This is a genomic window from Rhizobium sp. GW821-FHT14E12 (assembly GCF_058803745.1).
Genome location: NZ_JBXAPH010000003.1, coordinates 504,681 through 529,658, shown reverse-complemented (window position 1 = coordinate 529,658; position 24,978 = coordinate 504,681). Strand labels below are relative to the sequence as shown.

Here is a 24,978-nt window from a genome sequence, read left to right as displayed (position 1 = left end):
GCCTTTCGTTGTGCCGTCACTCCAGCCTTCAGGCAGAAGATTTCGGACGTGCTGGCGGCATGGGAAGCCGGCGACCGGACAAAGCTTTCAGCCATGGCGATAAATGGGTATCCGCTGCTGACAGAACGCAAAGACATCCACGCCGCTTTTCGTTTAGCTCTGGACAACTACGGACAGCTCTCCCTGCGGCCGCAAACTATCAGCCCCGGGCTTGCCGCGTTGATGGTGCTTGCCGAGGGCTTCATTCCTCTGCCCACATTAAGTGCACCCAACAACAATAACTATTTCCTGCTGAAAAAGCATCTGCCGGCGCTTGGCTGGACGGCCGAAGACAGCGATCTTCTCATCCTTCGGCAGACGATTGAGAGGATGCTGCTTCACTACGCCAGCTCTCCCCTCGAATGGAAGCCAAGCGGGTTCCACATGACGGGTGGTTGGACACCTCCAGGCAACGCATCGGAGCTGAGTGCGAAACTCGACAAGCTGGCGCTCGGTCCACCCTCGAGAGCCAACGAGGCGGCGCATGAGGCACGAAGCCTGCTCAACAAAAGCAAGGCGCTGGACGATGCGCGCGCGATGCAAGCCCCAATCAGGGACGACGATTGGCTTGTGATGGCAATCTCGTCGCGCTGAAGACGCCGCAGAACGTTGGCGGTAGCCTGTGGAAACCATTTGCGAGGGGTTGTGCCCTCCGATGTCGGCTTAACCAGTCTCCCCATGCCAATTCGGCTGAAACCGACCCGTTGGAGCAAAGTCCGTGCGCGACCCCGTTACCAGGGTTGTGGCCATGTTGAAGCTACGGGCGAAGGCATGAGCGGTAAACACCTCCCGCCCGGCCAGATCAAATATCCAAATTAGGCCGACTACGTCCGTTCTGCGCAGGATAGCGTGTACATCCCCTGACTATTAAGATTCTATTGATGAACAGGCGGTCTTTTGGCTCATGCCATGACGAGCCTCATCGCGATGTAGTGGAGTCTTGCTCCCCATATCTAAGATTCGGTGGGGCAAATGCGTTCGTTACCGTTCGCATGAGTGGGATGATCCCACCGGTAATTCCATACTGCGTCGGTACGTGCACCGACTGACCGCTCCTGCAAAACAGCGGACAGCTTCTGCATGGTCTCGCATTGACAATTTACTCTGATGCGTCCGCCGCTTGGCGGCCTGCTGGCCATCTGTTGACTGATGCAAGTCAGGATGAGCAAGCGAAGGATTTTTGAACGCGGGAAGCATCCGATCTGCTGCTCGCGATTTGTAAAGGGAAGACATTGAACCGATCAATCAGAGTTTTCCTGCGCTATCTCAGGCTGTTTTGTAATGATCATAAAGGTGGCATTGCCATCATGACTGCCTTTTGCTTACCCGTTGTCATCGGCTTCGCCGCATTGTCGATCGAATACGGCTATGGGCTGCTGGTGCGGGATCAGAACCAGCGAACGGCAGATCTCGCCTCCTACGCCGGAGCGCTCGCCTACAGCAATGCAAACTCCGAGGATCAGATGAAGGACGCGGCTCTGCGCGTGGCAAAACTCAATGGTGTCGACGCCGCAAACGTCGTCGTATCGTTGACCACGTCCCCGAAAGATTCGCGGGTTCAGGCCGTTCATGTCGATGTGACGACCACAAACACGCTGCTCCTGGCGCCTATTCTGGGTGCCGCTTCAAAGCTCAGTATCGCCACCGAAGCCTATTCATCGTTAGGTGCGACCGAGAGCGGTTGCATCATTGCCCTAGACAAATCGGCATCGGGGGTAACGTTGTCAGGCGGCGTCCAAGCCAACGCCAGCAATTGCTACGTGGCCTCCAACAGCAATCTGGTTGCCCCCTGCGGCACGAAGATCACGGCCAAAAGCGCGACTTACTATGAGGGCTCCTCACAGCCTTGCCCGTGGTCGACGAACATCGTGCAGGCGGACGGCAGCCCGGCGCCGGTTACCAAGCAGTACACCAGCGACCCTCTCGATGGCAACGCCGGAGTGGATGCACTGAGCAGTCGCTTCGACACAATTCGCGGGGCATCATGGCCAAGCAAGGTCTCGACAGGCAATGGCCCAGACATCGAATTTGGTGGCAACACCTCACCGGGAGCCACCGCGGCGGCAATTGGGGCCGTCGGGTGCAGCTATGATCCTGCCAACTATAATCAGTATTGGACGACCAAATGGGACATCACCTGTTCAGGTTCGAAGATCGGTATCGGTTCGCTCCTGGTGCACGGCAATGTGCAGGTTAATTTCAACACCGCTGGAAGCAAGAACACAACCTACAGCTTCTCCGGCAGCATTCAGAATGATTTCGGCACCAAGCTGGTCTTTGGAGATGGCACTTTCAATGTTGCAAAGGGTGTCTATGGCGCAGACCTGACGTTTGGAGCCGGTACCTTCCATTTCGGTGTGGGTGACCAGACTTGCGGCGATGCGCGCTACAGTCTCTGCAGCTCCGGGAAGCTCACCATCGGTGGACCTAGCACTTTTGTACTGGATGCGGGTCTCTATACAGGCGACGGCGCTACCTTGAAACTCGGAGCAGGTACGACCAATAGCTATACGATCGGCAAGTCCAGCGGCAGTAATGGCATCGGGGTCGGCGGTGGATCGGTCACTTACATGGCGGACGCGAATTCGGGAACAGCCAGCTTCCGTGTGAACGGCAGCATAAACGGTGGCGGCGGTGGCAGTTGCATTACCATTCCCGCCAGCGCGCAGCATGACATTTCCGGCAACGTCAACTTGGCGGGAGGTGCCAGGCTTGGAGCCGGCGTCTATACGGTCGATGGATATTTCTCGGTCAACACGGGCGGCGCGAGTTGCGGCGATTCCATCGCGGTTTCCGGAAAAGATGTGACGATCATCATTTCAGGTGTCGCCACACCCTCCGACTGGGAATGCAATGGAAAATCATTCTGTCTGACCGGCGGCAATGCCATTACTCTTACGGCGCCCCAATCCGGCGCCTATGCCAACCTGGCAGTCATCGGCCCGCAGTCGTCGAGCAATACCACTGGCGCGGAGATCACCTCGGGCGGCACGGGTAAGATCTCCGGCGCATTCTACTTTCCGAACGGGAAAATCGATTTCGGCGGTGGCGGCTCCCTTGGCAATGTGCCGGGCGGCTGCCTTCAATTGATTGGCGCCAGTATTTCGTTGTCCGGTGGTTCCCAGACCATGTCAGAATGCACTCTGTCAACCGGCAGCGGTAAGGTGGCCTTGATCCAATGAGACTTGTTCAGCTCGCTTTGCAAAAAGCCATTCATGAGACGGCTCGCCAGTCAGATGCCCTGAGGCAGGACGCAAGAGGCAACGCCGCCATTGAGTTCGCAGTGCTGGCTCCGATCTTCATACTCATCATGGCGGTCAGTTTCGATATCGGCGCATTGATCTTTGCGCGGTTCCAGTTGGAGGCGGCTATTTCCAACGGTGCAAGCTATGCAATCGTCCATGCCGACCAGATCGACGGGACGAACGACAATCAATTGGCCAAGAACATAGCCCTTATGATTGCCGGCCAATACAATTCCGGTGATGCAAGCGCCTCGATCATGGTCAACAATGGTGTACAAGCCGACTATGACGGCGCCGCGATAAAGATCGATGGCACGCCAGGTTCGACGGGTGCCTGTTACTGCCCAACCGGGGCGGCATCGGCCTTCGACTGGGGTTCTCAACAGACCTGCAGTTCGTCCTGTCCTGATGGTGCCAATGCAGGCAAATACGTGGTGATTGCCGCGAAGCAATCCTATGCGCCTTTGTTTTCCGGCTACGGTATCGTCAACGACGGCTTCATCTACGCCAGTGCGGTGGTTCAGACAAAATGATCGACCGAGTCCGGAAACTCTGGCAGTCCCAATCTGGCGCCAGCGCCGTGGAATTCGCACTGGTCATGCCGGTGTTCTTGTTGATGCTGTTTGGCATCATAGAGTTCGGTCGCCTGTTCTGGACAAGCCACGCTCTCCACGAAACAGCAATTGCGACCGCCCGATGTATGGGTATCCCGCAGCTTGAATGCGAAGACGGGGGAGTTTACAGCGCCTCCAAGGCGATCACGTTTGCAGAGACCAAGGCTGCGGGCTGGTTCGTAAATCTCGACGCCGCCTCAATCGCGCTCGATCGCAACGCAAGCTGCTATGGCCTGGCGGGCTTTTCCCAGGTCAATCTCACCCATCAGTTTACGACAGCGCTACCGGGTCTCCTGACGTCACTGGCCGGCGGAACCGATCTCGTAGCTCAGGCATGCTACACAAACCATTGACGCCAGGGCGCGGTGCAAGCGGCACTGAACCGCCCCAGGCTTCTGGACCAGCTGAGGCTAGAGTTTTCCGGGTTCAGACCAGGGCAGCGGCAACGCCGCTGCCCCATGCATCGCCGCATATCCAACTCGTTAGGTCACGGCGGAATCAACATACCCGCAATTAAAGGGCCGATTCACATCTCCCAGAGGACAGGCCAGTCACGCAAATCCACATCGCAATCATTAGTTGCAACAGCTGGATTTCCAGCAACCAAAGTGTGCGGCAATCAGCTGCGCATAGCGCATTTTTTCAGCGTAAAATGGATAGCGCAGGACAGGATCGACCCAACTGATACGGCCAGGCTGTGATATTCCCTATTGAATTCATTGCGGCTTGGTTGGCACGATCCAGAGTAGCGATATCCAAGCCGTGACCGACCTTAGCCGAGGCTGACAAAATGGATCAAGTGAAATGCCCATATCCGGTTTGCAGGCTTTTCCTCAATGAGTTGAAGCAGACGGACGGCATTGCGAAAGGCTGCGGAAGACAACAACCTTTGCAAGGCAATATTCTCTGTTGCGTGGAAAAGTCGATGACACGCACCCGAAGTTCGAGGCTGTGTTGCTATCCTACCCTACCACCGTCATCGAATATGATGGTGCCAAGGGTGCGTTGTACCGGCTTGGCGCTCGGTGCCTTTTGAGGTCTCGAAATCGGGAGACGCCTTGGTGCTGACTACCCCTTCCTTGATACTCGTAGAACAGCAAGTGCCATTTTCGAAGGGAAGCCTTAATCTTTTAGGTCGCCCAATGCTGAGGGTCGGAAACCGTGAGATCGCGTTTCCGGAGAAAGCCTTTTTACTCGCAGGACTGATTGCGTTCGCTCCAGATTGCCGGATCGAACGGGAAATCGCGCGGCAGATGCTCTGGAATAGCGCCGATTCTGTTAAGAGGGCCGGCAATCTCCGTCAGTTGATCAATCGGCTCCACGCGTTGGATTTCAATGGTCTTCCGCCAGTCATGACGACCAGCGGTGCTCATATAGTGCTGAATAAGGAAGCATGGGACATCGATCTACTGGCGATGGCCCACTGGGAAGCGCCACTCAAAAAAGAGGACTGGCGCGCGTTTTACAGTGCATTCCTCGAGGGCATTTCGGCGCCCACGGCGGACGCCGAGGAGTGGTTGACTTTCCAGCGCCAAAGGTTGGACGAGACGAGGGCTCTTGCTATCGAGCAGTTGCTCATGCGACCTGATACGCTCAAGCCACATGAGACTACTGCTCTTGCAGAGAGATTGGTGGAGATCGATTCTGCCAACGAAATTGGTTGGCGTGCTCTCATGGCAGCTTATGCAGGGTTAGGCGATCTCGCCGCTGCCCGAAAAGTATACCTGCGTTGCAAACGTCAACTGAGCGCAGATTTTCACATAGAACCCGATCAGCCGACAATCCAATTGGCGCGTAGTCTCGGAATTTCACAAGATGGACCAACGGTTCAGACGGCGGATGCACAGCGGCTAGAAAGCTACGATTTCACGCTTAGTGAACAGCCACGCGTCATTATCCTACCACCCGATGCTATCCTCGATGACCCATTGATATCACGGCTCGGGAAAGCCCTCTTGGAGGACGTGACCGTAGGATTAAGTCACCAGCGGGTATTCAAGGTGATAGCAGCTCACACCAGCATCGAAATGGCACACCGGTCGCTGACCCCAAACTATACTGCAGATCTTCCGGAAGAAATGCATTTCGACTATTCGGTGTACGTAACCATCCAGGGGCAAGATGACGAGATCTTTGCAACGTGCCGGCTGACGAGAATACGCACGTCCGAGGTCCTATGGGCAATTGATCTACCGCTCGACGTACAAAGGATGAGTGCGTCATTCAATCAGCTTGCCAAGCGCATCTCCAAATCAGTTACCGACTCAATCGAACTGCATGAGCTCGGCGTGCCAGTAGATGAAGTCGCTCCATCGGCATATCGCTTGTATCTCGAAGGCAAGCGGTATCTTAGCACGACTGATTTGCCGCATTTACGGCAGGCACGCAGATGGTTCAAGTCATCAGTAAAGCGCTGGGATCGCTTCTCTCCGGCGCATGCGGGAATCTCCCGCTCACTGGCAATGGAGTGGCTCGTCCGTGGTATGAAAGAGAGCGAACTGCTCGATATTGCCAACCAATCCGCGCAAATGGCAAGAACGGTGGATCCCGGCAGCGGACGGGCGTTTCGAGAACTAGGCTTCATCGCGCTTTACCGCCGCAGATTCGACGAGAGTCTTGAGTATTTTCGGCAGGCAGAAGAGCTAAACCCAAGCGACGCGGATGTCTTGATCGACTATTCCGACGCTCTTTCCCACAGTGGGGATCTCGACATGGCTCTGACATTGAGCCACGAGGCCTTCCGCCTGAATCCCCTGCCACCAGAATATTACTATTGGATTCTCGGCTCTATTCACTACGTCCGTGGTGAATTCGAAAGAGCAATCCAAACCCTTGAACCCGTCAAGACGAAGGAAGCAACTGCCCGCCTTCTTGCAGCAAGTCATGCCATGGCCGAGGATCATGCTATGGCCGCGCAATACGCTGCGGTCGTGCGCGAGAACTTCCCCAGCTTTCGCAGTGAAGACATACGCCATTTTGTTCCGGATCGGGATCCCGCCCGCACTGAGCTCCTGATCCAGGGGCTGCATCTGGCCGGCCTTGCTTAAGTTTGTAGTCTCTTATGTAACGATTGTATAACGCCCACCATGATGACCTTCTCCCGTCGTCAACCTTTTGGATAGGCTGGAGAAATAATGAGTATTTCCGAGAAACAAACAACAAAGATTTCCGTTGAGAGCCGCCCGCTTCGCTTTTCCGAAGCAGGCCAAAAGACTCTTGGATCCCATCTCCCGGATACAACTGTAAACGCGCTCGCCGAAATTGTTCACGCGATGCGGTTGCGATAAGCGGCTCCGCGATGTCGCCCATGGCTCTTATCAAAGTCGAGCCATTCCGTACCAATTGATGTCTGTCTCCCCCACACTTCTCAGGTTCTCAACATGATTGCATCGAGAGCAATAGAACGGCTTGCTGCCGAGTGGCGGCGAAGTGACCGCAATTGCAGCAACTACTACGACCGGCGCGTGGCTCCGACGGAAACATTGGAGGCGATCAGACCGCATTTTCCCGGTCTTGGCATTACCCGCGTCGGTCTACTGACCGGCCTCGACACTCTCGAGATCCCCGTTGCTTTTGCGACGCGTCCCAACAGCTACACGCTTTCCGTGTTTCAGGGCAAAGGCCTCGACAACGAGGCAGCCATGGTTTCGGCGGCGATGGAAGCGCTCGAAACAAGGCTCGCAGAGATCCAGCCCGACACGTTCGTTACGGCGACCGTCGCCGAAATGGCCAACTGCGGCGCTCCCTGTATCGATTTGTCATCGACCGCGCGGTGCAGCCCCGAAGACGTGGGACATAAGCCGCTGTCTTGGGTGGAGGGATTTGACCTCCTGACAAGTTCACGCATCTATGTTCCCTGGGCGCTTGTCGGCATGGATCATAGGCTGAACTCTCCCGGCTTCGAGCAATCCAGCGACGGCTTGGCATCAGGCAATAGTGTTGCGGAGGCAATATTACACGGCGTTTGCGAGCTGGTCGAACGAGACGCGTGGACGCTGGCTCAACTCAGGTCCATCGACGAACTATATGAGCGCCTCGTGGATCCGCTCAGCATGGACGATGCGGTTTTCAATATCGTCCTGGCACGGATAAGGGCTGCAGATATGCGCCTTGTGCTGATCGACATGACGACAGACATAGGCGTTCCGGCGTTTCTTGCCGTGTTATTTTCGAGGTCTGCGGGAAAGCAGGCTAAGGTGCGTCAGAGCCAGATTTGTTGCGGGTGCGGATGCCATCCAGACCCCGTGAGAGCCGCGCTCAAAGCAATCATGGAAGCAGCGCAAAGTCGACTGACCGCTATTGCCGGCAGCCGCGACGATTTTTCCTCGAAGGTCTACGAGCAGGCTGCGCCAGGGCGCGCAACGCTTGACGTGATTGGGTTGGCGGAACAACGCGGCATGCCGCACAGTCATCCCATCCCACGACCATTCTCGATCGATGAAATGGCCCACGGCATGGTCGACAGCATCAAAGCCAGGGGTGTCGGGCAGATCATTGCAATTCCGCTGCAAGACGAGACGTTACCCGTCTCCGTGATCCGGATGATTATCCCGGGTCTCGAAGTGGACTTTCACGGCCAATACGTTCAACTCGGCTCAAGAGCTGCGGCGACCTTGCGGGGGACCCGCCATTGAAGATCGTATTCGCGGGTCCAAGCCTCAGCGGCAGTCGAAGCATTCTTCAAAAGCGCTTTCCGCATCTGGTCTTTGCGCCACCGGCAGAGCGCGGTTGCATACTTCAGGCAGTGGATCAGGGCGCAAAAGCTATTGGTCTCATCGACGGTTATTTCGACGACAGAGCGTCAGTTTGGCACAAAGAGATTCTCTTCGCCCTGAGTAGGGGCGTCGTCGTTGGCGGCGGTGCCAGCATGGGTGCACTGCGGGCTGCAGAATGTGAAACCTTCGGCATGATCGGCATTGGCAAGATCTTTGCGCGCTATTCGGAGGGAAGTTTAACAGACGACGAAGCCGTGGCGCTCATTCATGGCCCCGACGAGTTGGACTGGCTGCCACTGTCTGTTCCGCGGGTGGACTATGAGGCCACCTTCGAGCACCTGTCGTCATTGGATCTCATATCCGCTATCGAGCGGGAGAAGTTGCTCCTGACGGCCGGCTATATCCACTATTCACGGCGCACCTATCGCTCAATCGTGGCGGCCTGCGCCTTTCTGGATGAGCAACGGAAAAGCTGGCTTTTAAAGACCATCGAACATTGCAAGGTCCAACTCAAGCAGAAGGACGCAAGCCTTGTGGTCGAGTGGCTCGATACGGCCGAAGTGGGCGCACAAGAGATTCCCTGGACATTTTCAGCCACGTCGCATTGGGAAAAATTGCGGCTCGAAACTCGCCAAGAACAGCAGGTCATTCACCATGCTTGAGTTTGCGCTGTCGCTCTGACGGCACGCAACCCCAAGGCCAAATTCGAGAACCACAGCGGTGAAGCCTCCACCACCGCCGTGACTATAGCGGGAATTGTCGAAGCTCTCGAAACACTTGATCGGGTACGCACATGTCTCACACAGTAACACGCTCGACTTTGGATACCGAAAACGGACGATCGGACTGTAAGGGCCGCGAGATCAAATCGAATTTAACCAACGAATTCACGGCGGCATCCGGATCTATCGCCACCGACCCTATCCTGCTCGGCGGTGAAAACCGCTCCGGCACCACTTTGCTCAGCATTCTGCTCGACTCGCACCCCGATCTCGTCGTCGGACCCGAAATCGACTTCACCGAACCCGTCAACCTCGGCCCGCACATGCTTGCGGTGTGCGACATGATGGACCTCGGCGATCCACGGCTCGCCGGTAAGACGAAAGACACCGTTGACCCGGAGTGGTTCGATGGCGGTCACTTCGTCGTGCAGTGCGAGCGTTTCGGTCTCGATCGCGACAATGTGCGGAGCGTGGTAACCAGCCTGATGGCCGAGCGCGGTACCGATCTCTCCACCCTCGAGGACCGCTGCCTGCTCATTAACGCCATCGGCGAATTCCGGCGTGAACAGACGGGAGCTCGACGATGGGGCCTGAAGCTTCAGCGGAAGATTCAGGACATCGGCACCTACGCTGCAATCTGGCCACAAGCCCATTTCATCCACATCATCCGCGACGGCCGCGACCTGACTGCCTCACATTTCAAGACCGTCCCCGATTGGGGTTACCGGACCGTCGCGGAGGCCGCGCACGGCTGGCTGGATGTCGTCACCCGACCCCGCCAGGCCGCGCCTGACGGCCGCTATCTGGAAGTGCGGTATGAAGATCTGGTCACCCGTCCCCGCGAGATCATCGAGCGTATGCTGGACCACCTCGGCCTGCCATGGAACGAGGCGGTCTTGCACCACGCGGAGCACGCACACGCGCTGTTCGACAACCCCTGGGGCCATCCCGCCGCGGAAGCCGCGGGTAAGCCGCTGTATACCGGACGTAGCGGACGGTACCTGGAAGATCTCACACCCGGAGAAATCGAGGAATTCGAGCGGATCGCCGGGAAGGAGCTGGAACAATTGGGCTACGAGCTGTCGAGGCCGGCCTCCCGGAGAGCGGGGTGACATGGGAGCCTTACGAAACACCCCGAAGACACCCCCCAACGGCTTCTACCTTCTTCCCGCGGGCCAGACGGCCTCCTTCCTCCATACCCACCGTTTCCGTTTCTCGCAGATTAGGCGCGACGCATCATGAAGTTCATTGACATGCCATCACTCGGTCTGTCTCCGGGCAATGTCACCGTCTGGCGGGCCAGCGCTCCGCATATGTCCGACGCCGCCTGGACAACCGACTCGAGGCGGGCATCCTACGTCCAGGAAGCACACATCACTTACGCACTCGAGGCGGCCGGTGAAGGACCTTTGCCGCCGGCCTGGCTGGGCTGCGCCTTCGATCTCCCCGCCGAACTCGATATGGACGCCTTCGCCACAGCCCTGAGTGACTGGACGGATCGCCACGAAGTCCTGCGCAGCCAACTCACCCTCTCATCAGGCAATCGTCTGCACCGCACGACGCTACCGACCGGAGCCGTGAGCATCCACCCCAGTGCGGCGGGGGACTTCACTGACAGCCAGAAGCTTGCACGGCATCTGGAGGAATTATTCGATAGCGAAGCCGGCCCTCTTGTTTGGCCCGGATATATCTGTGCCACCATCAGCGGCCCGGAAGCGACCACCGTCTGTATCGCCGCCGACCATGCCCTAACGGACGGCTACTCCATTTTCCTGACCGCGTATGAGATCCGTACTTTATATGCCGCGGCACGCGCCGCGTCCGAAAGTAAACCCGTCCTGCCTCCCACGGCCAGCTACCTCGATTTCGCGGAAGCCGAACGCGCCGAAGCCGACGCACTCACCGCTAACCATGAATCCATCATTCGCTGGCGGCAGTTCGTCACGAAGGCCGGTGGCAACCTGCCGGAGTTCCCCGTACCAATTGGTGACGCAAGCGGCAGCCCCGCCGATCAGCCAGGCGGATACGTTGAGTTTCTTGACGCATCCGCCGCGCAGGCTTTCGATCGGGTCTGCCGCGCAGCCGGGGGCGACTCCTTCTCTGGGCTGCTCGCCTGCTTGGCCAAGGTCGGTCACGAAATCACCGGTTCTGACGAATTCAGCACCATGATCGCCTTCCACACCCGGCTGTCGCCGTGGCGATCCTCCATCGGCTGGTATGTGGGCATGGGGCCGGTCGCCTTCCCGGTGAGTGCAACCGGCTCCTTCGCAGAGACGGTGAGTTACGCGGTCACCAATCTTGACGGGGTAAACGATCTGGCCCGGATACCCATGCCCCGCGTGGTGGAACTCCTTGGTCAGCCCCTTCGCGACCCTTTCATGGTTTCTTACATGGATCTTCGCCGCGCGCCCGGCGCCCGCGACTGGAATACCTGGCGAACTATCGCTCTCCGTAGCCGCAGCACTGATCCGGATGAAGTGTGCTTCTGGATCGTGCGTACCTACGACGGCCTCTTCGTCAACTACCGCCACCCGGCCACTGGCCCGGCGGCCATTGCCGTCCCCGACTACGTAGCCCGCACAAAGCATCTTCTAGCGTCCCTCGTGAACACAACCCGCTGGCCCGCCACCGCACACCCCACAGGAGGCTATTGCCCGTGACGGACATCAGACACATTGCGGCAGCCTCGTGCGATTACACGAGGTTCGATGCGGTAATCGTCGGGTCTGGACCATCCGGATCGATGGTCGCCCGAACACTTGCGGAAAAGGGCTATCATGTGGCCATCCTGGAATATGGCGGCCTGGTTTCCCCAGGCGCCATGCACGGGCCTCATCAAGCGTCCTACAGCAGGGCATTCACGTCCAATGGCCCCGCCGATGGCAATCCTTGGACAGCGTGCTGCGTCGGCGGCGGAATGCAATTTTACAACGCGATGACGTTTAGATACCGGCAAGCAGATCTGTCGGTCTCCCGATATCTCACGACTGACATGGAAATCGATTGGCCCATTACCCTCCAGGATCTCGAGCCCTACTATTCGGAGATCGAGGATCTCCTGAACATCAGTGGCGCGAATGGGTTTCCATCCTATCCGGCCAGCCTGCGCGGGCTGATGTTGTCCGATGCGATGCAGGAACTCAGTATAAGACCAAAGAATATCCCACTGGCAATCCGGCCGCCAGGGACCAACAAGGGATGCATCAAGTGTTCAGCTTGCGATGAGCTGGCGTGCCCTACGGATGCGAGAGCATCGGTGCTGGCAAGAGACATTTTGGATGACTCCGCACTGCCGGGAACGATTTCCGTTCTCTACGGCTGTTTCGTCAGCCGGATCGATCTCCGGAACGACAGTCGGGCTGAAGCCCTTGAGTGCTATGTACCGCTCTCATCGGAGCTGATCCGGATCCCGGTTGAAAAGGTCATCGTCTGTGCAAATGCGATACAATCAGCCGCATTGATGCTTCGCTCAAAGAGCGGGCATGTCCCGAAGGGTATAGGAAACGAATTTGGCCTTGTTGGCCGGGGTCTCTCATTCAAGATCAGCGGTTACTCCGTCGGCTATATGGAGCCGGCAGATTGCGGCTCCCATGCGTCCGCTCCGCACTGGGGACCGCATGCGACCGTGTATACGGACGAGTTCTACGAGCATGATGACGTGCCATGCGGATTGGGCGGTCTCATTTATGAAGCAAATTTCCCTTCCCCGGATGAGAATGTCGGCCTTGTGCGCCTGCACTACATAGCCGGCGAAGAGCCCTGGTCGCACAATCGCGTCGTGCTTGACGAGGCCGTCGACCAGCACGGAATCCCCTACATCCGTTTCGAATACAGAAACTCGGAAAATGACCGTGCGCGAATAGGTTTTCTCGCCGACCGCGCGGATGACATTTTGCGCCAACTGGGCGCAACCCGCGTTGAGCGAGAACCTCCTGCCCATGGAAAAGGCAGTGCTCACCTGCACGGCACGATGCGCGCCGGACGTGATCCCAGGACCTCAGTCGTAGACAACGACGGTCGGGTCCACGGGTTCAGCAACATCTACGTCATGGATGGCTCCGTCATGAACTTCGCGGGCAACAGCAATCCGACACACACCATCATGGCCAACGCCCGGCGAATGGCCCTGTCACTCTAGCAAAGAGGATAATTGAGATGCTCGATCCTGGAGCTACCGGACATTTGGCTGAATGGGAGCGCGAAACGCGCTCATCCATCATATTTCGTTCCGCCAATGGCGCGATGGCAGAGGACGTCAACGGCAAGATCTATCTGGATATGACCTCCTGCAGCGGCGCGTCGCCCCTTGGCAGCAATGACCCGGTATTCAAGACCAGACTTGCGCGGGCCATGGAACAAGAAACGGATATTCTACCGTCGCCGGTGAGTGAGCAACGCCAGATGCTCGCCGAGAAAATCTCGCAGATATTCCCTGACAACCCCAGAGTATTTTTTCTGAGGACCGGGTCCTGTGCAACGGAAGCGGCGATCCGGATCGCCCGGCATCGAACCGGCCGACCTGTTATCCTGACGGCCGGCTTCCACGGATGGCACGAGATCTTTCAACAATACCCCTGGTCGGACAATCCGCCGGCCAAGGATCAACATATCCAGGATTTCCAATACAACCTCGCCATGCTGGAACGGCAACTGGCCGAAAGCGCGGGAAGAGTCGCAGGCATTTTCATCACGCCTGAACCCTCGGTCTTTCCTCCGGAATTGCTCCACGAAGTCTCCAGGATGGCAACGCGGCATGGGGTACTGCTGATCGTTGATGAGGTCCTGTGCGGACTTCGTTACGCCAAAGGTGGCTACTGCCGAAAACACGGCGTGAAAGCCGACCTCATCACATTGGCCAAGGGGATCGCACAAGGCATCGGTCTCTCCGCGGTCGTCGGCACCGCCGATGCCATGGCGGGCGCGGACGGGGCTTATCTCGGCAATACCTATCTGCGCGAGAACAGAGCCTTCGTGGCCGGCAATCTGACACAGGAAATCTTTGAAGAAGCAGACATCATGGCTCGCATCGCCGAGAGCGGCGCAGCGCTCAAGAAGCATTTCCAGACCGCGTTCGAGCATAGAGAAATACCCGCGCGCGTTATCGGCAGCGAGACCATGTTCAGGGTCGTTCTGCCCACGCAAAAGCACGGAAGGGCCTTCGCCCAACGGTGCCTGCAGCACGGCATCTACTCCGGCTACCCCGGAACATACATGAGCAACGCGTCCATGGATGCCCCGTTTTTCGCAGCGTTGCAGTCGGCGCTGGAGCGCGCGCTCGCAGACTACCGCAAGGACGAAGACATGAATGCACAGGTCACTGATGCATCCATGGTCGCATACTGCGCGGAGGCGTTCCACACCACGGAAAGTGCATGTCTCTCTAACAAGCATCATTGGGCCTGATACAGGGAGGAAAGCCGTGAAAGATCAAACGGAAGTCGCGACCGTCAATTCGCGCAATGACCGGGAAATTCAACTCGAGGACTACGATCACGTAGCCTTCGATCTGGACGGTGTCCTTGTAGATTCGGAGGCTGTGGTCGAAAGCGCACTCCGACGATGGGCGCGAGAGGAACAGATCTCTCCAGACTATGCGGTGCAGATGTCGGTCGCCCGCCGGGATGTCGAACTGGTGGCGGCAATCGCACCCGGTCTCTGGCCAGAACGCGAAGCAGCTCGCATTGCGAATTACGAGATCCAAGCAATGAGATTGTTGCGACCCATCCAGGGCGCCGCGGAATTCTACGGATCGATCCCTACCGAACGGAGATCTATCGTCACCTCTTCGGCGAGGGTTTCGGCTCTTGCCCGCCTCGTGGCGGCTGGAATCTCCTGCCCGAGGATCATGATTGCAGCTGAGGACGTCAGTCAGGGAAAACCACATCCACAACCCTATCAAACGCTGTTGCGCATGCTGGGCATCCCCTCCCAACGATGCCTAGTTTTTGAGGATTCCCGGACAGGAATTGCAGCGGCAACCGCTGCAGGCTGCCACTGCGTCGGAGTCGGCCCCAACGCCAAGGATCACCCTGATACCAAAGGCTGGATAGAGAATTTTCGCGAGGTTTCCTTGTCTTACCGGCCAAGCTGAACCTGCTTCCCAAACCGAAAAGAGGAACACGAAATGAAGGTATCAACGCAAAACCGCACGCCGCTATTCGATGAGGTGCTGGTAGAAGGCTCGGTACTTAATCATTACGCAGTTGAGCGGAACGACTACGACGAGCTTCTCGACGAACTATTTATTTCGTCCGGAGCAATTGATCAAAAGATTGGCCGCCGTTGTATTTGGCACATAAATTCTACCGCGTTCGGCGGTGGCGTGGCCGAAATGCTTCCCCACCACATATGCCTCCTGCGCGAACTTGGCTTTGATGTGCGCTGGCTCATCTTCAATCCGAAGGAAGAGCAGTTTTTTCAGTTCACCAAGGGACTTCATAACTCTCTTCACGACGCCACCGTGGCGGGCTTGAATGAGCTGCTGCCGCATTATCTTGAGGCATCCAAGCAAGGCGCCGCGGAGTTGGAAAGGATCATCGGACCTGATGACTTCCTGATTGTTCATGATCCGCAGCCACTTGGCGCAGCCGCGCAGTTCCTGGATTCCCATCCGCACCCAGCTATTTGGCGATGCCACATCGGCTATCCAAAGCGCACTCCGACAGTCGACGAAACCTGGGGGTTTCTGGGGCAATATCTCCGTCCATTCCAGCGCATTGTCCTGAGCGCCAAGGAGTATGCCTTTGATACCGATCACCCCATAGATATCATCCAGCCATCGATCAGCCCCTTCTCAGCCAAGAACCGCAACTATGAGGGGCCGGCGGGCCAGGCGCTTGAGAGTTCGGTTTCGTTCAATAGCCATGAATCCGAGCCCAACCTATCCCTTCAGGACATTCTCGGCTCGCGGTATTTCCTGCATGTGTCCAGGTGGGATGGACTGAAAGGGATCGACCGGACCATCGATGCTTTCGATCGCTTTGTGAAAACGGCGTTGGACGAGGCTGACGATATACGCCTGGTGATCGCGGGACCGGATTCTTTGGATATTGCTGACGATCCTGAGGGCCGGGCGTATTTCGAGAAATGCATCGTATTCCGCTCTCAATTGCCCGAGGAAGTGCGGCGGCGCGTGTATCTGGCCTGCATCTCGATGAAGGACCACAACGCAAATGCCGAAATTGTCGGACGGCTGCAACAGAGCGCCCACGGAATATTCGCGCTCTCTCGCGAAGAGGGCTTTGGCCTGACAGCAACGGAGGCTCTGTTCCGAGGCAAACCCGTCATAGTGTCATCGGCCTTTGGTCTGAAAAGGCAGGTTATAAATGGGCTGAATGGTGTTGTTCTCGACGAGCCGGACATTGAGACCAAAGCTGCGGACGTGATGCATCGCCTTGCGACCGGCTATAGCGATTTCGACGAAATGGCCAGAACCGCGCGCAAGAAATGCCTGCGCTCCAGCACACAAATCTCGCAAATTCCAAAGTGGTACGCCTCGATTCAATCGGCTCTCACCAGTTTTGAGGAGGCGCAATACCGGGAGCCGTTGAAGGCAAAGGTTGTCTGAGGGCGTCGCTTAAATCGCCGCGCCGGTTGAGCACAGCGAGTTCAAGGCTTTCGACCCATAGTCTCCAAGGGCGCCATGGCGGCCTGCATATTTTCCGGGCCTCCGGGGCCTGGAGATTCTCTCCATGATGCCGCCCAAACACAAGGGCTGCATCGAAATTCGCCAAGGCCTCTGTTGACGGCCTACCGATTTTTCTCTGCGCGAGGTGCCGATGTCTATGAACTATCTGCAATCCCTTGAAGCTGAATCAATTCACATTCTTCGAGAAGCGGTGGCAACATTTAATCATCCGGTAATGCTTTATTCGGCCGGCAAAGACTCCTGCGTCATGATGCACCTGGCGATGAAGGCCTTCTATCCCGGCAAACCGCCCTTTCCGTTTCTTCACATCGATACCATGTGGAAATTCAAGGAAATGATCGCGTTCCGGGACAAAATGATGCGTCAACATGGAACTGAGCTCCTGGTCCATGTCAATCGCGATGGTCTCGAACGAAAGGTCAATCCGTTCAGCTATGCTGCTGACACCTACACGCATGTCATGAAGACGGAAGCATTGCGCCAGGCGCTCGACAAGCATGGCTTTGACGCCATGTTTGGCGGCGCCAGGCGTGACGAAGAGAAATCCCGCGCCAAGGAGCGCATATTTTCCTTTCGCACCGAACAACACGCCTGGGACCCCAAAAGCCAGCGCCCGGAACTTTGGAAAATCTACAATACGCGGGTCAACAAGGGAGAAACGATGCGTGTCTTTCCGCTGTCGAACTGGACCGAGCTCGACATCTGGCAGTACATCCTGCAGGAAAACATTGAGATCGTACCGCTCTATTTTGCGGCCGACCGTCCCATCGTCAAGCGCGACGGCGCATGGATCGTGGTCGATGACGACCGTATGCCCCTTACGCGCGCAGATGCCGTCGAAATGCGACGGGTTCGATTCCGAACCCTTGGCTGTTATCCGCTGACGGGCGCCATACAGTCCAACGCGACTACGGTTGAGGACATCATCGAGGAAGTCCTGACCACACATATGTCGGAACGGCAATCACGACTTATAGACAGTGATAGCGCGAGCTCGATGGAGAGGAAGAAGCGTGAGGGTTATTTCTGATGAGCAAGCTGGAAACCATCGCATCTTCGGATGAGCCCACGCGTGCAGGCGCCGACGGGCAGACAAAGTCTCTTTTGCGGTTTTTGACCTGCGGTTCGGTGGATGACGGCAAGTCAACTCTTATCGGACGGCTGCTCTACGACACGAACTTCGTATTTGACGACCAGCTTTCCGCCCTCGAACGAGATCGTCTAAAGCGCGGAACAACAGACGGTAGCATCGACTTTTCGCTTCTGCTCGATGGTCTTGAAGCGGAGCGCGAGCAAGGCATCACCATTGATGTTGCCTATCGGTTCCTATCCACCGCCAAACGCAGATTCATCATAGCAGATGCTCCCGGCCATACGGAATACACGCGAAACATGGTCACGGCTGCCTCGACGGCAGACCTTGCGATCCTGCTGATCGATGTCCAAAAGGGGATATCGCAGCAAACCCGGCGTCACGCTTTCATTGCATCCCTGATGGGGATCCGCCACATCGTACTGGCCGTCAACAAGATGGACCTGCTGAACTACGATCCGGGAGCCTATCAGGCGATCGTCGACGAGTTTCAGTCGTTTGTCGCAGGACTTGATTTCATTACGATCAGACCCATTCCGATGTCGGCGCTTTGTGGAAGCAACTTAACGACGCGGTCGGCGGAGACACCCTGGTATGACGGTCCCTCACTGCTTGGCCACTTGGAAACGGTGCAAATCGGTGCGAACGTTTCGGCGCGCCCATTTCGCTTCCCCGTGCAATGGGTCAACAGGCCGGATCAGAGCTTCCGAGGCTTTTCGGGAAACATAGCGGCGGGCAGAGTGTCAGTGGGCGACGCCGTCGTCGTTGCAAAGTCAGGACAGACATCGACCGTAAAGCGTATCGTCACTCATGATGGCGATCTTGATATGGCAAACGAAGGCCATGCTGTCACACTGGTGCTTGCCGACGACATAGAGGTCTCGCGTGGCAACTTGCTTACCTCGCCACTGGCGCCGCCGAACATGTCGGATCAGTTCCAAGCCCATATCATTTGGTTTGCGCAGGAGCCAATGCTTCCCGGTCGTTCCTACATTCTAAGAACGGAAACCGAGAGCATGGCCGCGACCGTAACCGCGCTCAAATATCGAATTGAAATCAACACGCATGCTCATCTGTCGGCCAGATCATTGGCGATGAACCAGATCGGAGTTTGCAACTTGTCGACCCAGCAAGCGACCTGCTTTGACAGCTACAGCGAAAATCGCGTGACCGGGAGCTTCATACTGATCGATCGCCTCACGAATGCGACCGTGGGTGCGGGAACGATCATGCACGCTCTTCGTCGAGCGCAGAACATCCACTGGCAGACCGTGTCGATAGACAAGGCCGCGCGCGCGGACCAGAAGAACCAGCGCCCGATTGTCCTATGGTTCACCGGCCTTTCCGGCTCGGGAAAGTCGACCATAGCCAATCTGGTCGAAGGGCTGCTGCATGCGCAAGGCAGGCATACCTATCTGCTTGACGGAGACAATGTGCGTCATGGGTTAAATCGAGATCTAGGCTTTGCCGCCGGCGACCGCGTGGAGAATATCCGGCGGATCATGGAGGTTGCCAAGCTGATGGCCGATGCAGGTCTTATTGTCCTGGTGTCTGCGATTTCACCATTTCGATCCGAGCGGCAGATGGCGCGCGAAGGCATGCCGAAGGGCGAATTCGTCGAAATTTTCGTCGACACGCCCATCGACGAGTGCATGCGCCGCGATCCCAAGGGGCTCTATAAAAAAGCGCAGGCCGGTCAGATTCCGAATTTCACCGGAATTTCGTCTCCATACGAAGCGCCGGAACATCCGGATATCCACCTGAAGACGATGGATCGCGATCCACAGGAGCTCGCTTTACAGATCGAAGACTATTTGGCCCGGGTTTGCGACCTTGCAGAAAGGCAAAGCTAGCCGCCCCATTGTGGAAGGCCTTGTCGGTAGAAAGCTCGCCGATAAGACCGCTATATTTTCTTGAGCCTGGCGCATAATTTTTACGCAACGATGGAGAGAGAAATCCAACATGACGGCACTTGCTGATAATCCCATCTACTGTCTGGCGCTGGTAAAGCCCGGATCTCCGCTCGCTCGCAAATGGAATGTGCTGAAGCCAAGCTACGGCATTTATGAGCACGCTCCGGCTTTCGAAAGACGGATGCTGCGTTGGGGTGATGGCACCTGGCAGGAAATCACTGATCGAAATCATACCGATCTTATCCTTCTCCCTCAGTTCACCGAGAAGGACATACAAGAGATTTTCGATGGAACGCTTTGATATCGCCCTCCCTCTGCCAACCCAATGACCCGCCACGTTGAACTAGGCTATGCCCGTCTCCGTCGACGCCAATGGCGATCCCTTTGGCAATGCTGCATTGGGCTTATTGATCTCTAATTTTCATGGCGGAAAGCGACCCAAACCTTATGGCACGCTCGCAACTGATGGCCATATACACTGGAGATAAGCTAAATGCAGATTTACCCCGGCCCGGAAGCATACTCCAACCTTCGGCATAATATAGGTAAAGCACAAGCTAGAATCCCCAGGAAATGGGAAATGCCATTTAGCCGAAACAACGGAGCAAGCATTTTCCCAACGATCAATCCAGGATTTCAGATGAGGCGTGGCGACAAGATCTTTACAATAGGATCTTGCTTTGCCCGCAATATCGAAGAGGTTCTAGTTATTCAGGGGTTTAACGTACCAGTGAAAAGTTTTACCCTTGCCGGACCGGAAATTGCGTTGCCGCCAAATCATATCCTAAATGAATATAATGCTGGCACCACGATGCAACGCATTGAAAGCGTCTGCGACCTATTTGAATATACTAACGAGATGGGCATAGAGGAGACAGACAAGGGCTTTCTTGATCTATTCCTTCACGTTATGACTTTGCCCACTTCATATGACCGACTAATTGAGCGCCGGCGGGAAATTCAGACGCTCTATAAGGAAATGCTTTCCTCTGATGTCGTCATTTTAACAATGGGTTTGATTGAGGCGTGGTATGATAACAAGTTCAATTGCTATCTGAATAAAACTCCATCGAACATGCTTATACGTGCCGATGAATCACGCTTTTCGTTTCATCGCTTTGAGCTGGATGATGTCGTCAAAAGGATGTCACGAGGCATTGAAGTGGCCTTGGAATTTGGAGTCAAGAATATCCTCCTGACGGTTAGCCCAGTCCCATTGGAAGTGACATTTACGAGAGACGGATCGGTGCTTGCAAATAGTTATTCGAAGGCCCTTCTTCGTGTCGCGGCAGACATTCTTTCAAAAAAATACCCTCAAGTTGATTACTTTCCCAGCTATGAAATCGTTACATCATTTGGGACCGGTGGATACGTGGAAGATAACGTGCATGTGAAAGAAGATGTCGTCGAACAAGTCATCAACTATATGGCTGAATGCTACATCAATCCCGCTAGTTAGGATCTTACATCCCGTCCCGCCGCTGTCGGCCCCATAAGCAGCCGCAATTCCATGCTATTGTTTGAAGCAACTTCCTCGATGCCATTGCAAGGGAGCACGTCAAAACGTGCGCGAATATAGCATCTATCGGATCTAGCAAGCGTGCATGCGCTTGAGCAGGTATGAGCTTGCGCCCTTCTAAGCGTCGATCATCGACGCTCGCAATGAAATCAATCGGCTGGGATACCCCCTCGACCAACGTGATCACCTCCGCAGGGCGTCTGTCATCGAAACGACGTGGAGGAGCCTCCCCTTCAAAAGGCGAACCGAACAGACGGTATGCGCAATGCAATTTGGACGCACCCGGCGTATTTACATTTCATAAATCATTCGACCCCAAATCTTGTGACATCCGAAGGGGTGCGGTCTGTACCTCCAGCCGTCATAATGACGGGCTTCGGTGCGCTGTTTCCCGCGCTCATTATCACAAACATCTTGGCTACCTGACGCTCTGATCTCGGCACTCCCCCGACATCGGAACGTGCTAGTCGACAAATTTGATCATCACGATGCTCTGTGCCCACAAACACCGGTCATTCGAACGCTGACCGAGAGCGCCGCTATTTCACAGGCATGAATGCCTATCACCACCTTTCGCCATCCGCGGAAGATGACCCTTTGCGCTTGTTTTCAAGCAAAAATCATAGCAATTTAAGGAGTTAATATGCCTTTCCTCAAGAACGCGAGAGTCCGAACAAAGCTTGCCGTGTCCTCGGCCGTCGGAATCTTGCTCATCATTTGCATGATCGTCAATCAACAGCTGGCAGGGCACGACATAGTGTTAGCGAACCAAGCGGTTGATCGGGAACAGATCATTCTGAACGGTATCCAGACCGCCTCTCTATCTCTCGCCGAAATGCGCGCTGCCGCTCGCGATGTTGACCTCGCAATAGCTGGCGATGAATTGGAAGTGGCACTCAACCGGGCTAAGGCGGCCAGCCAGCAGGCTTGGAATGGCCTCGATCAATCGATCAGCATTGCCTTAAAGCCCGACGTTCTCAACGATATCCGCAACAGCCTTCGCGCCTATGAAGCGCTGATTGCCAAACGTGCCGCCGCACTATCTGCCGCCATGATGAAAAAGCCAGGGGTAGCGCTTAGCCAGACGGAGATTTCCGCCGCCTTGGCGATCGTTTCGAACGATGAGATCGGACAGACGATGAACCAAGCCCGCGCAGCAACAGAGGCCTCCATCAAGAATGCGCAGCATTTCACCGAAGACGCAAAAACGGCGTTAACCGCTACAGTCACAAGAGCGGACTCGATCGCGTTGATCGTTGGTGCCGGCGTCGTTCTTGTTCTTCTTGCTTCTGCGATCGGCCTGATGCTTAGCATCGCCAAACCGATCCAAACCATGACAACTACCATGCGGCGGCTCTCACAAGGCGAACTCGATATCAATGTGGTCGAAATCTCGCGTCGCGACGAAATCGGCGAAATGGCAGCGGCGGTCGAGATTTTCCGCATAAACGCACTTACAAATCAGAAGCTGGAACAAGAAGCAGAAGCCAACCGCAACTTGTCTGAAGAGGAGCGCCGCCACCAGGCCGATACGGACCGCCGCCGCGCCGAAGACATGACGCAGGCGACAGAGGGTCTTGGGGCGGGTCTCATGCATTTGGCGAACGGTGACTTGTCATTCCAGCTTTCCCAGCCTTTCGCCTCTGACTTTGAAAGCCTGCGCGCGGACTTCAATGCGGCGGTAATCCAACTCGCCGGCACGCTACACGCTGTTGCGCATGCGACAGGCGCAATCGATACCGGCATACAGGAAATCAGCCAGAGCGCGGGTGATTTATCGAGACGCACCGAACAGCAAGCTGCCTCACTGGAGGAGACCGCAGCTGCCCTTGATCAGATCACCGCCAATGTCAGCTCCTCGACGAAACGCACCGAAGAGGCCCGCACGGTTGCGACACAGGCCAATCACAGCGCTACGCAATCAGCCGCAGTCGTCTCGCAAGCGGAGGAGGCCATGCGCCGGATCGAGGAGAGCTCGCAACAGATCTCCAACATCATCGGCGTCATCGACGAGATCGCCTTCCAGACCAATCTCCTGGCGCTGAATGCGGGCGTCGAAGCGGCACGCGCTGGTGATGCCGGCAAGGGTTTTGCGGTCGTTGCCCAGGAAGTGCGGGAACTTGCCCAGCGTTCGGCACAGGCTGCCAAGGAAATCAAAGGACTGATCCATAACTCGTCCGCGGAAGTGGAAAACGGTGTCAAACTTGTCCGCGATACCGGCGAGGCGCTGAATGTGATCGGTGGCTTCATCAATCAGGTCAACAACCACATGAATGCGATCGCCACCTCCGCGAAGGAACAGTCGACAGGCCTGGCCGAAATCAACACGGCGGTCAATTCGATGGACCAGAGCACCCAGCAGAACGCGGCCATGGTCGAAGAATCGACGGCCGCCGCCTCGAGCCTGGCACTGGAAGCAGGCAAGCTGCGCGACCTCGTCGCACGTTTCAAGCTCGAAGGCGCCGCCTCCCAGCCACGCGTGGCGGACCGGACAAGCCGACCGGTGGCCTCACCCGCCCACAGCCTCGGCAACAAGCTAGCCAGCGCCTTCGGCGGCAGAATGGCCACCGCGGCGGCTGCGAAGGAATGGGAGGACTTTTGAGTATGGCTTCCCTCGCCCAATTATCGGCAGAATCCTTGAACAGCACCTTCGAGATCATCGCCTTTCGAATCTCGGATCAGGAATTTTGTGTCAGAACAACAACCATCCGCGAGATTCGCGGATGGGCTCCCTCAACGCCGGTGCCGCATTCTCCACCTGGTATCGTTGGCGTGATGAACCTGCGTGGATCGGTAATCCCGATCATCGATCTGGCCTGCAAGCTTGGTATGAAGAGCAAACAGGCGACCGAGCGCAGTGCCATTGTCGTTGCCGAGGTGGATGAGATGGTGCTGGGGCTGGTCGTTGATGGTGTCTCCGATATCCTCACGATCCGTGCCGGTCAGGTGCAGCCTATCCCCGAAATCACCACCTCCTTCGATCGGAGCGTCGCCGAAGGTATCATCACGCACGAAAACGACATGATCTGTTTTCTCGATCTCTCTTGCATGTTCCAGCCAAGCGACATCGAGACCACCACTGCCTGACGGCCCGGTCGGACATTTCAAATCGAAGGAATTTCAATGAGCAATATTATTGCGTTCCCTGTCGACTGCCCCTGCGAGGTAGCGAAGCCGGGCAAGATCGGCGTCACAAATGCACAGGAGAAAATGGAAGGTGTCCGCGATCAAATCGAGGGCGTTTTAGCTAAGTTGGTCACCATTCTGGAGCAACTGGTGCCAGTCGAAATGTCCTCGTCCCCTCTATCGGAGGCAGCAAACTTCAACCTGCCCACTGAGCAAGGCCGCAAGTAGTAGCACCTATTTGAACATGGCTACGAGGTAACAAGACCATTCCCCGAAGTTGGTTCACGCAGACAATTGATCGCAATGTTGCATAGTCCCGATGGCATCGTTGCCGCCATCGGGAT

At 56.3% G+C, this 24,978-nt stretch carries 20 protein-coding genes; all 20 read left to right on the top strand.

Annotated features, from left to right (window positions below):
• Window positions 1–48: 48 nt before the first annotated feature.
• The 20 genes from AC1RO0_RS15725 (at window position 49) to AC1RO0_RS15630 (ending at window position 24,862) form a co-directional block, all read left to right on the top strand.
• On the top strand, window positions 49–633 hold the full coding sequence (locus tag AC1RO0_RS15725; protein WP_498594034.1) for a hypothetical protein: 585 nt from the start codon (window positions 49–51) through the stop codon (window positions 631–633).
• Window positions 634–1,271: 638 nt separating this feature from the next.
• On the top strand, window positions 1,272–3,221 hold the full coding sequence (locus AC1RO0_RS15720; protein WP_498593820.1) for a TadE/TadG family type IV pilus assembly protein: 1,950 nt from the start codon (window positions 1,272–1,274) through the stop codon (window positions 3,219–3,221).
• Window positions 3,218–3,817, top strand: a complete 600-nt coding sequence (locus AC1RO0_RS15715; protein ID WP_498593819.1) for a TadE/TadG family type IV pilus assembly protein — start codon at window positions 3,218–3,220, stop codon at window positions 3,815–3,817. Before AC1RO0_RS15720 ends, AC1RO0_RS15715 begins: the two co-directional genes overlap by 4 nt.
• Window positions 3,814–4,251, top strand: coding sequence for a TadE/TadG family type IV pilus assembly protein (locus AC1RO0_RS15710; protein ID WP_498593818.1), 438 nt, complete (start codon window positions 3,814–3,816; stop codon window positions 4,249–4,251). Before AC1RO0_RS15715 ends, AC1RO0_RS15710 begins: the two co-directional genes overlap by 4 nt.
• A 708-nt stretch (window positions 4,252–4,959) precedes the next feature.
• Window positions 4,960–6,945 carry an AfsR/SARP family transcriptional regulator gene (locus AC1RO0_RS15705; RefSeq protein ID WP_498594033.1) on the top strand — a complete coding sequence of 662 codons (1,986 nt, stop codon included), beginning with the start codon at window positions 4,960–4,962 and terminating at the stop codon, window positions 6,943–6,945.
• Between the two features lie 333 nt (window positions 6,946–7,278).
• Complete coding sequence (locus tag AC1RO0_RS15700; protein ID WP_498593817.1) at window positions 7,279–8,532, top strand: YcaO-like family protein; 1,254 nt, start codon at window positions 7,279–7,281, stop codon at window positions 8,530–8,532.
• A complete protein-coding gene (locus AC1RO0_RS15695; protein ID WP_498593816.1) occupies window positions 8,529–9,275 on the top strand; it encodes a TfuA-like protein in 747 nt (248 codons plus the stop codon). The genes AC1RO0_RS15700 and AC1RO0_RS15695 overlap by 4 nt, the downstream gene beginning before the upstream one ends.
• Before the next feature lie 131 nt (window positions 9,276–9,406).
• Window positions 9,407–10,447, top strand: coding sequence for a sulfotransferase (locus AC1RO0_RS15690; RefSeq protein ID WP_498593815.1), 1,041 nt, complete (start codon window positions 9,407–9,409; stop codon window positions 10,445–10,447).
• 126 nt (window positions 10,448–10,573) lie between these two features.
• Complete coding sequence (locus AC1RO0_RS15685; protein WP_498593814.1) at window positions 10,574–11,995, top strand: condensation domain-containing protein; 1,422 nt, start codon at window positions 10,574–10,576, stop codon at window positions 11,993–11,995.
• Window positions 11,992–13,473 carry a GMC oxidoreductase gene (locus tag AC1RO0_RS15680; protein ID WP_498593813.1) on the top strand — a complete coding sequence of 494 codons (1,482 nt, stop codon included), beginning with the start codon at window positions 11,992–11,994 and terminating at the stop codon, window positions 13,471–13,473. Before AC1RO0_RS15685 ends, AC1RO0_RS15680 begins: the two co-directional genes overlap by 4 nt.
• A 17-nt stretch (window positions 13,474–13,490) precedes the next feature.
• On the top strand, window positions 13,491–14,738 hold the full coding sequence (locus AC1RO0_RS15675; protein WP_498593812.1) for an aminotransferase class III-fold pyridoxal phosphate-dependent enzyme: 1,248 nt from the start codon (window positions 13,491–13,493) through the stop codon (window positions 14,736–14,738).
• Window positions 14,739–14,754: 16 nt separating this feature from the next.
• A complete protein-coding gene (locus AC1RO0_RS15670; protein ID WP_498593811.1) occupies window positions 14,755–15,426 on the top strand; it encodes an HAD-IA family hydrolase in 672 nt (223 codons plus the stop codon).
• 33 nt (window positions 15,427–15,459) lie between these two features.
• Complete coding sequence (locus AC1RO0_RS15665; protein ID WP_498593810.1) at window positions 15,460–16,902, top strand: glycosyltransferase; 1,443 nt, start codon at window positions 15,460–15,462, stop codon at window positions 16,900–16,902.
• A gap of 211 nt (window positions 16,903–17,113) precedes the next feature.
• Window positions 17,114–18,013 (top strand): sulfate adenylyltransferase subunit CysD, encoded by a 900-nt coding sequence (cysD, locus tag AC1RO0_RS15660; RefSeq protein ID WP_498593809.1) that lies wholly within the window; start codon window positions 17,114–17,116, stop codon window positions 18,011–18,013.
• Entirely contained in the window at window positions 18,013–19,929 is a 1,917-nt protein-coding gene (cysN, locus tag AC1RO0_RS15655; RefSeq protein WP_498593808.1) for a sulfate adenylyltransferase subunit CysN, read from the top strand. The genes cysD and cysN overlap by 1 nt, the downstream gene beginning before the upstream one ends.
• 109 nt (window positions 19,930–20,038) lie before the next feature.
• Window positions 20,039–20,290 carry a hypothetical protein gene (locus tag AC1RO0_RS15650; RefSeq protein WP_498593807.1) on the top strand — a complete coding sequence of 84 codons (252 nt, stop codon included), beginning with the start codon at window positions 20,039–20,041 and terminating at the stop codon, window positions 20,288–20,290.
• A 192-nt stretch (window positions 20,291–20,482) separates the two neighbouring features.
• Window positions 20,483–21,448: a GSCFA domain-containing protein gene (locus tag AC1RO0_RS15645; protein WP_498593806.1), complete on the top strand. Its 966-nt coding sequence runs from the start codon at window positions 20,483–20,485 to the stop codon at window positions 21,446–21,448.
• An 817-nt stretch (window positions 21,449–22,265) separates the two neighbouring features.
• Window positions 22,266–24,110 (top strand): methyl-accepting chemotaxis protein, encoded by a 1,845-nt coding sequence (locus AC1RO0_RS15640; RefSeq protein WP_498593805.1) that lies wholly within the window; start codon window positions 22,266–22,268, stop codon window positions 24,108–24,110.
• Window positions 24,111–24,112: 2 nt separating this feature from the next.
• Window positions 24,113–24,595, top strand: a complete 483-nt coding sequence (locus tag AC1RO0_RS15635; RefSeq protein WP_498593804.1) for a chemotaxis protein CheW — start codon at window positions 24,113–24,115, stop codon at window positions 24,593–24,595.
• Window positions 24,596–24,631: 36 nt separating this feature from the next.
• Window positions 24,632–24,862 carry a hypothetical protein gene (locus tag AC1RO0_RS15630; protein ID WP_498593803.1) on the top strand — a complete coding sequence of 77 codons (231 nt, stop codon included), beginning with the start codon at window positions 24,632–24,634 and terminating at the stop codon, window positions 24,860–24,862.
• The last annotated feature ends 116 nt before the right edge of the window (window positions 24,863–24,978 follow it).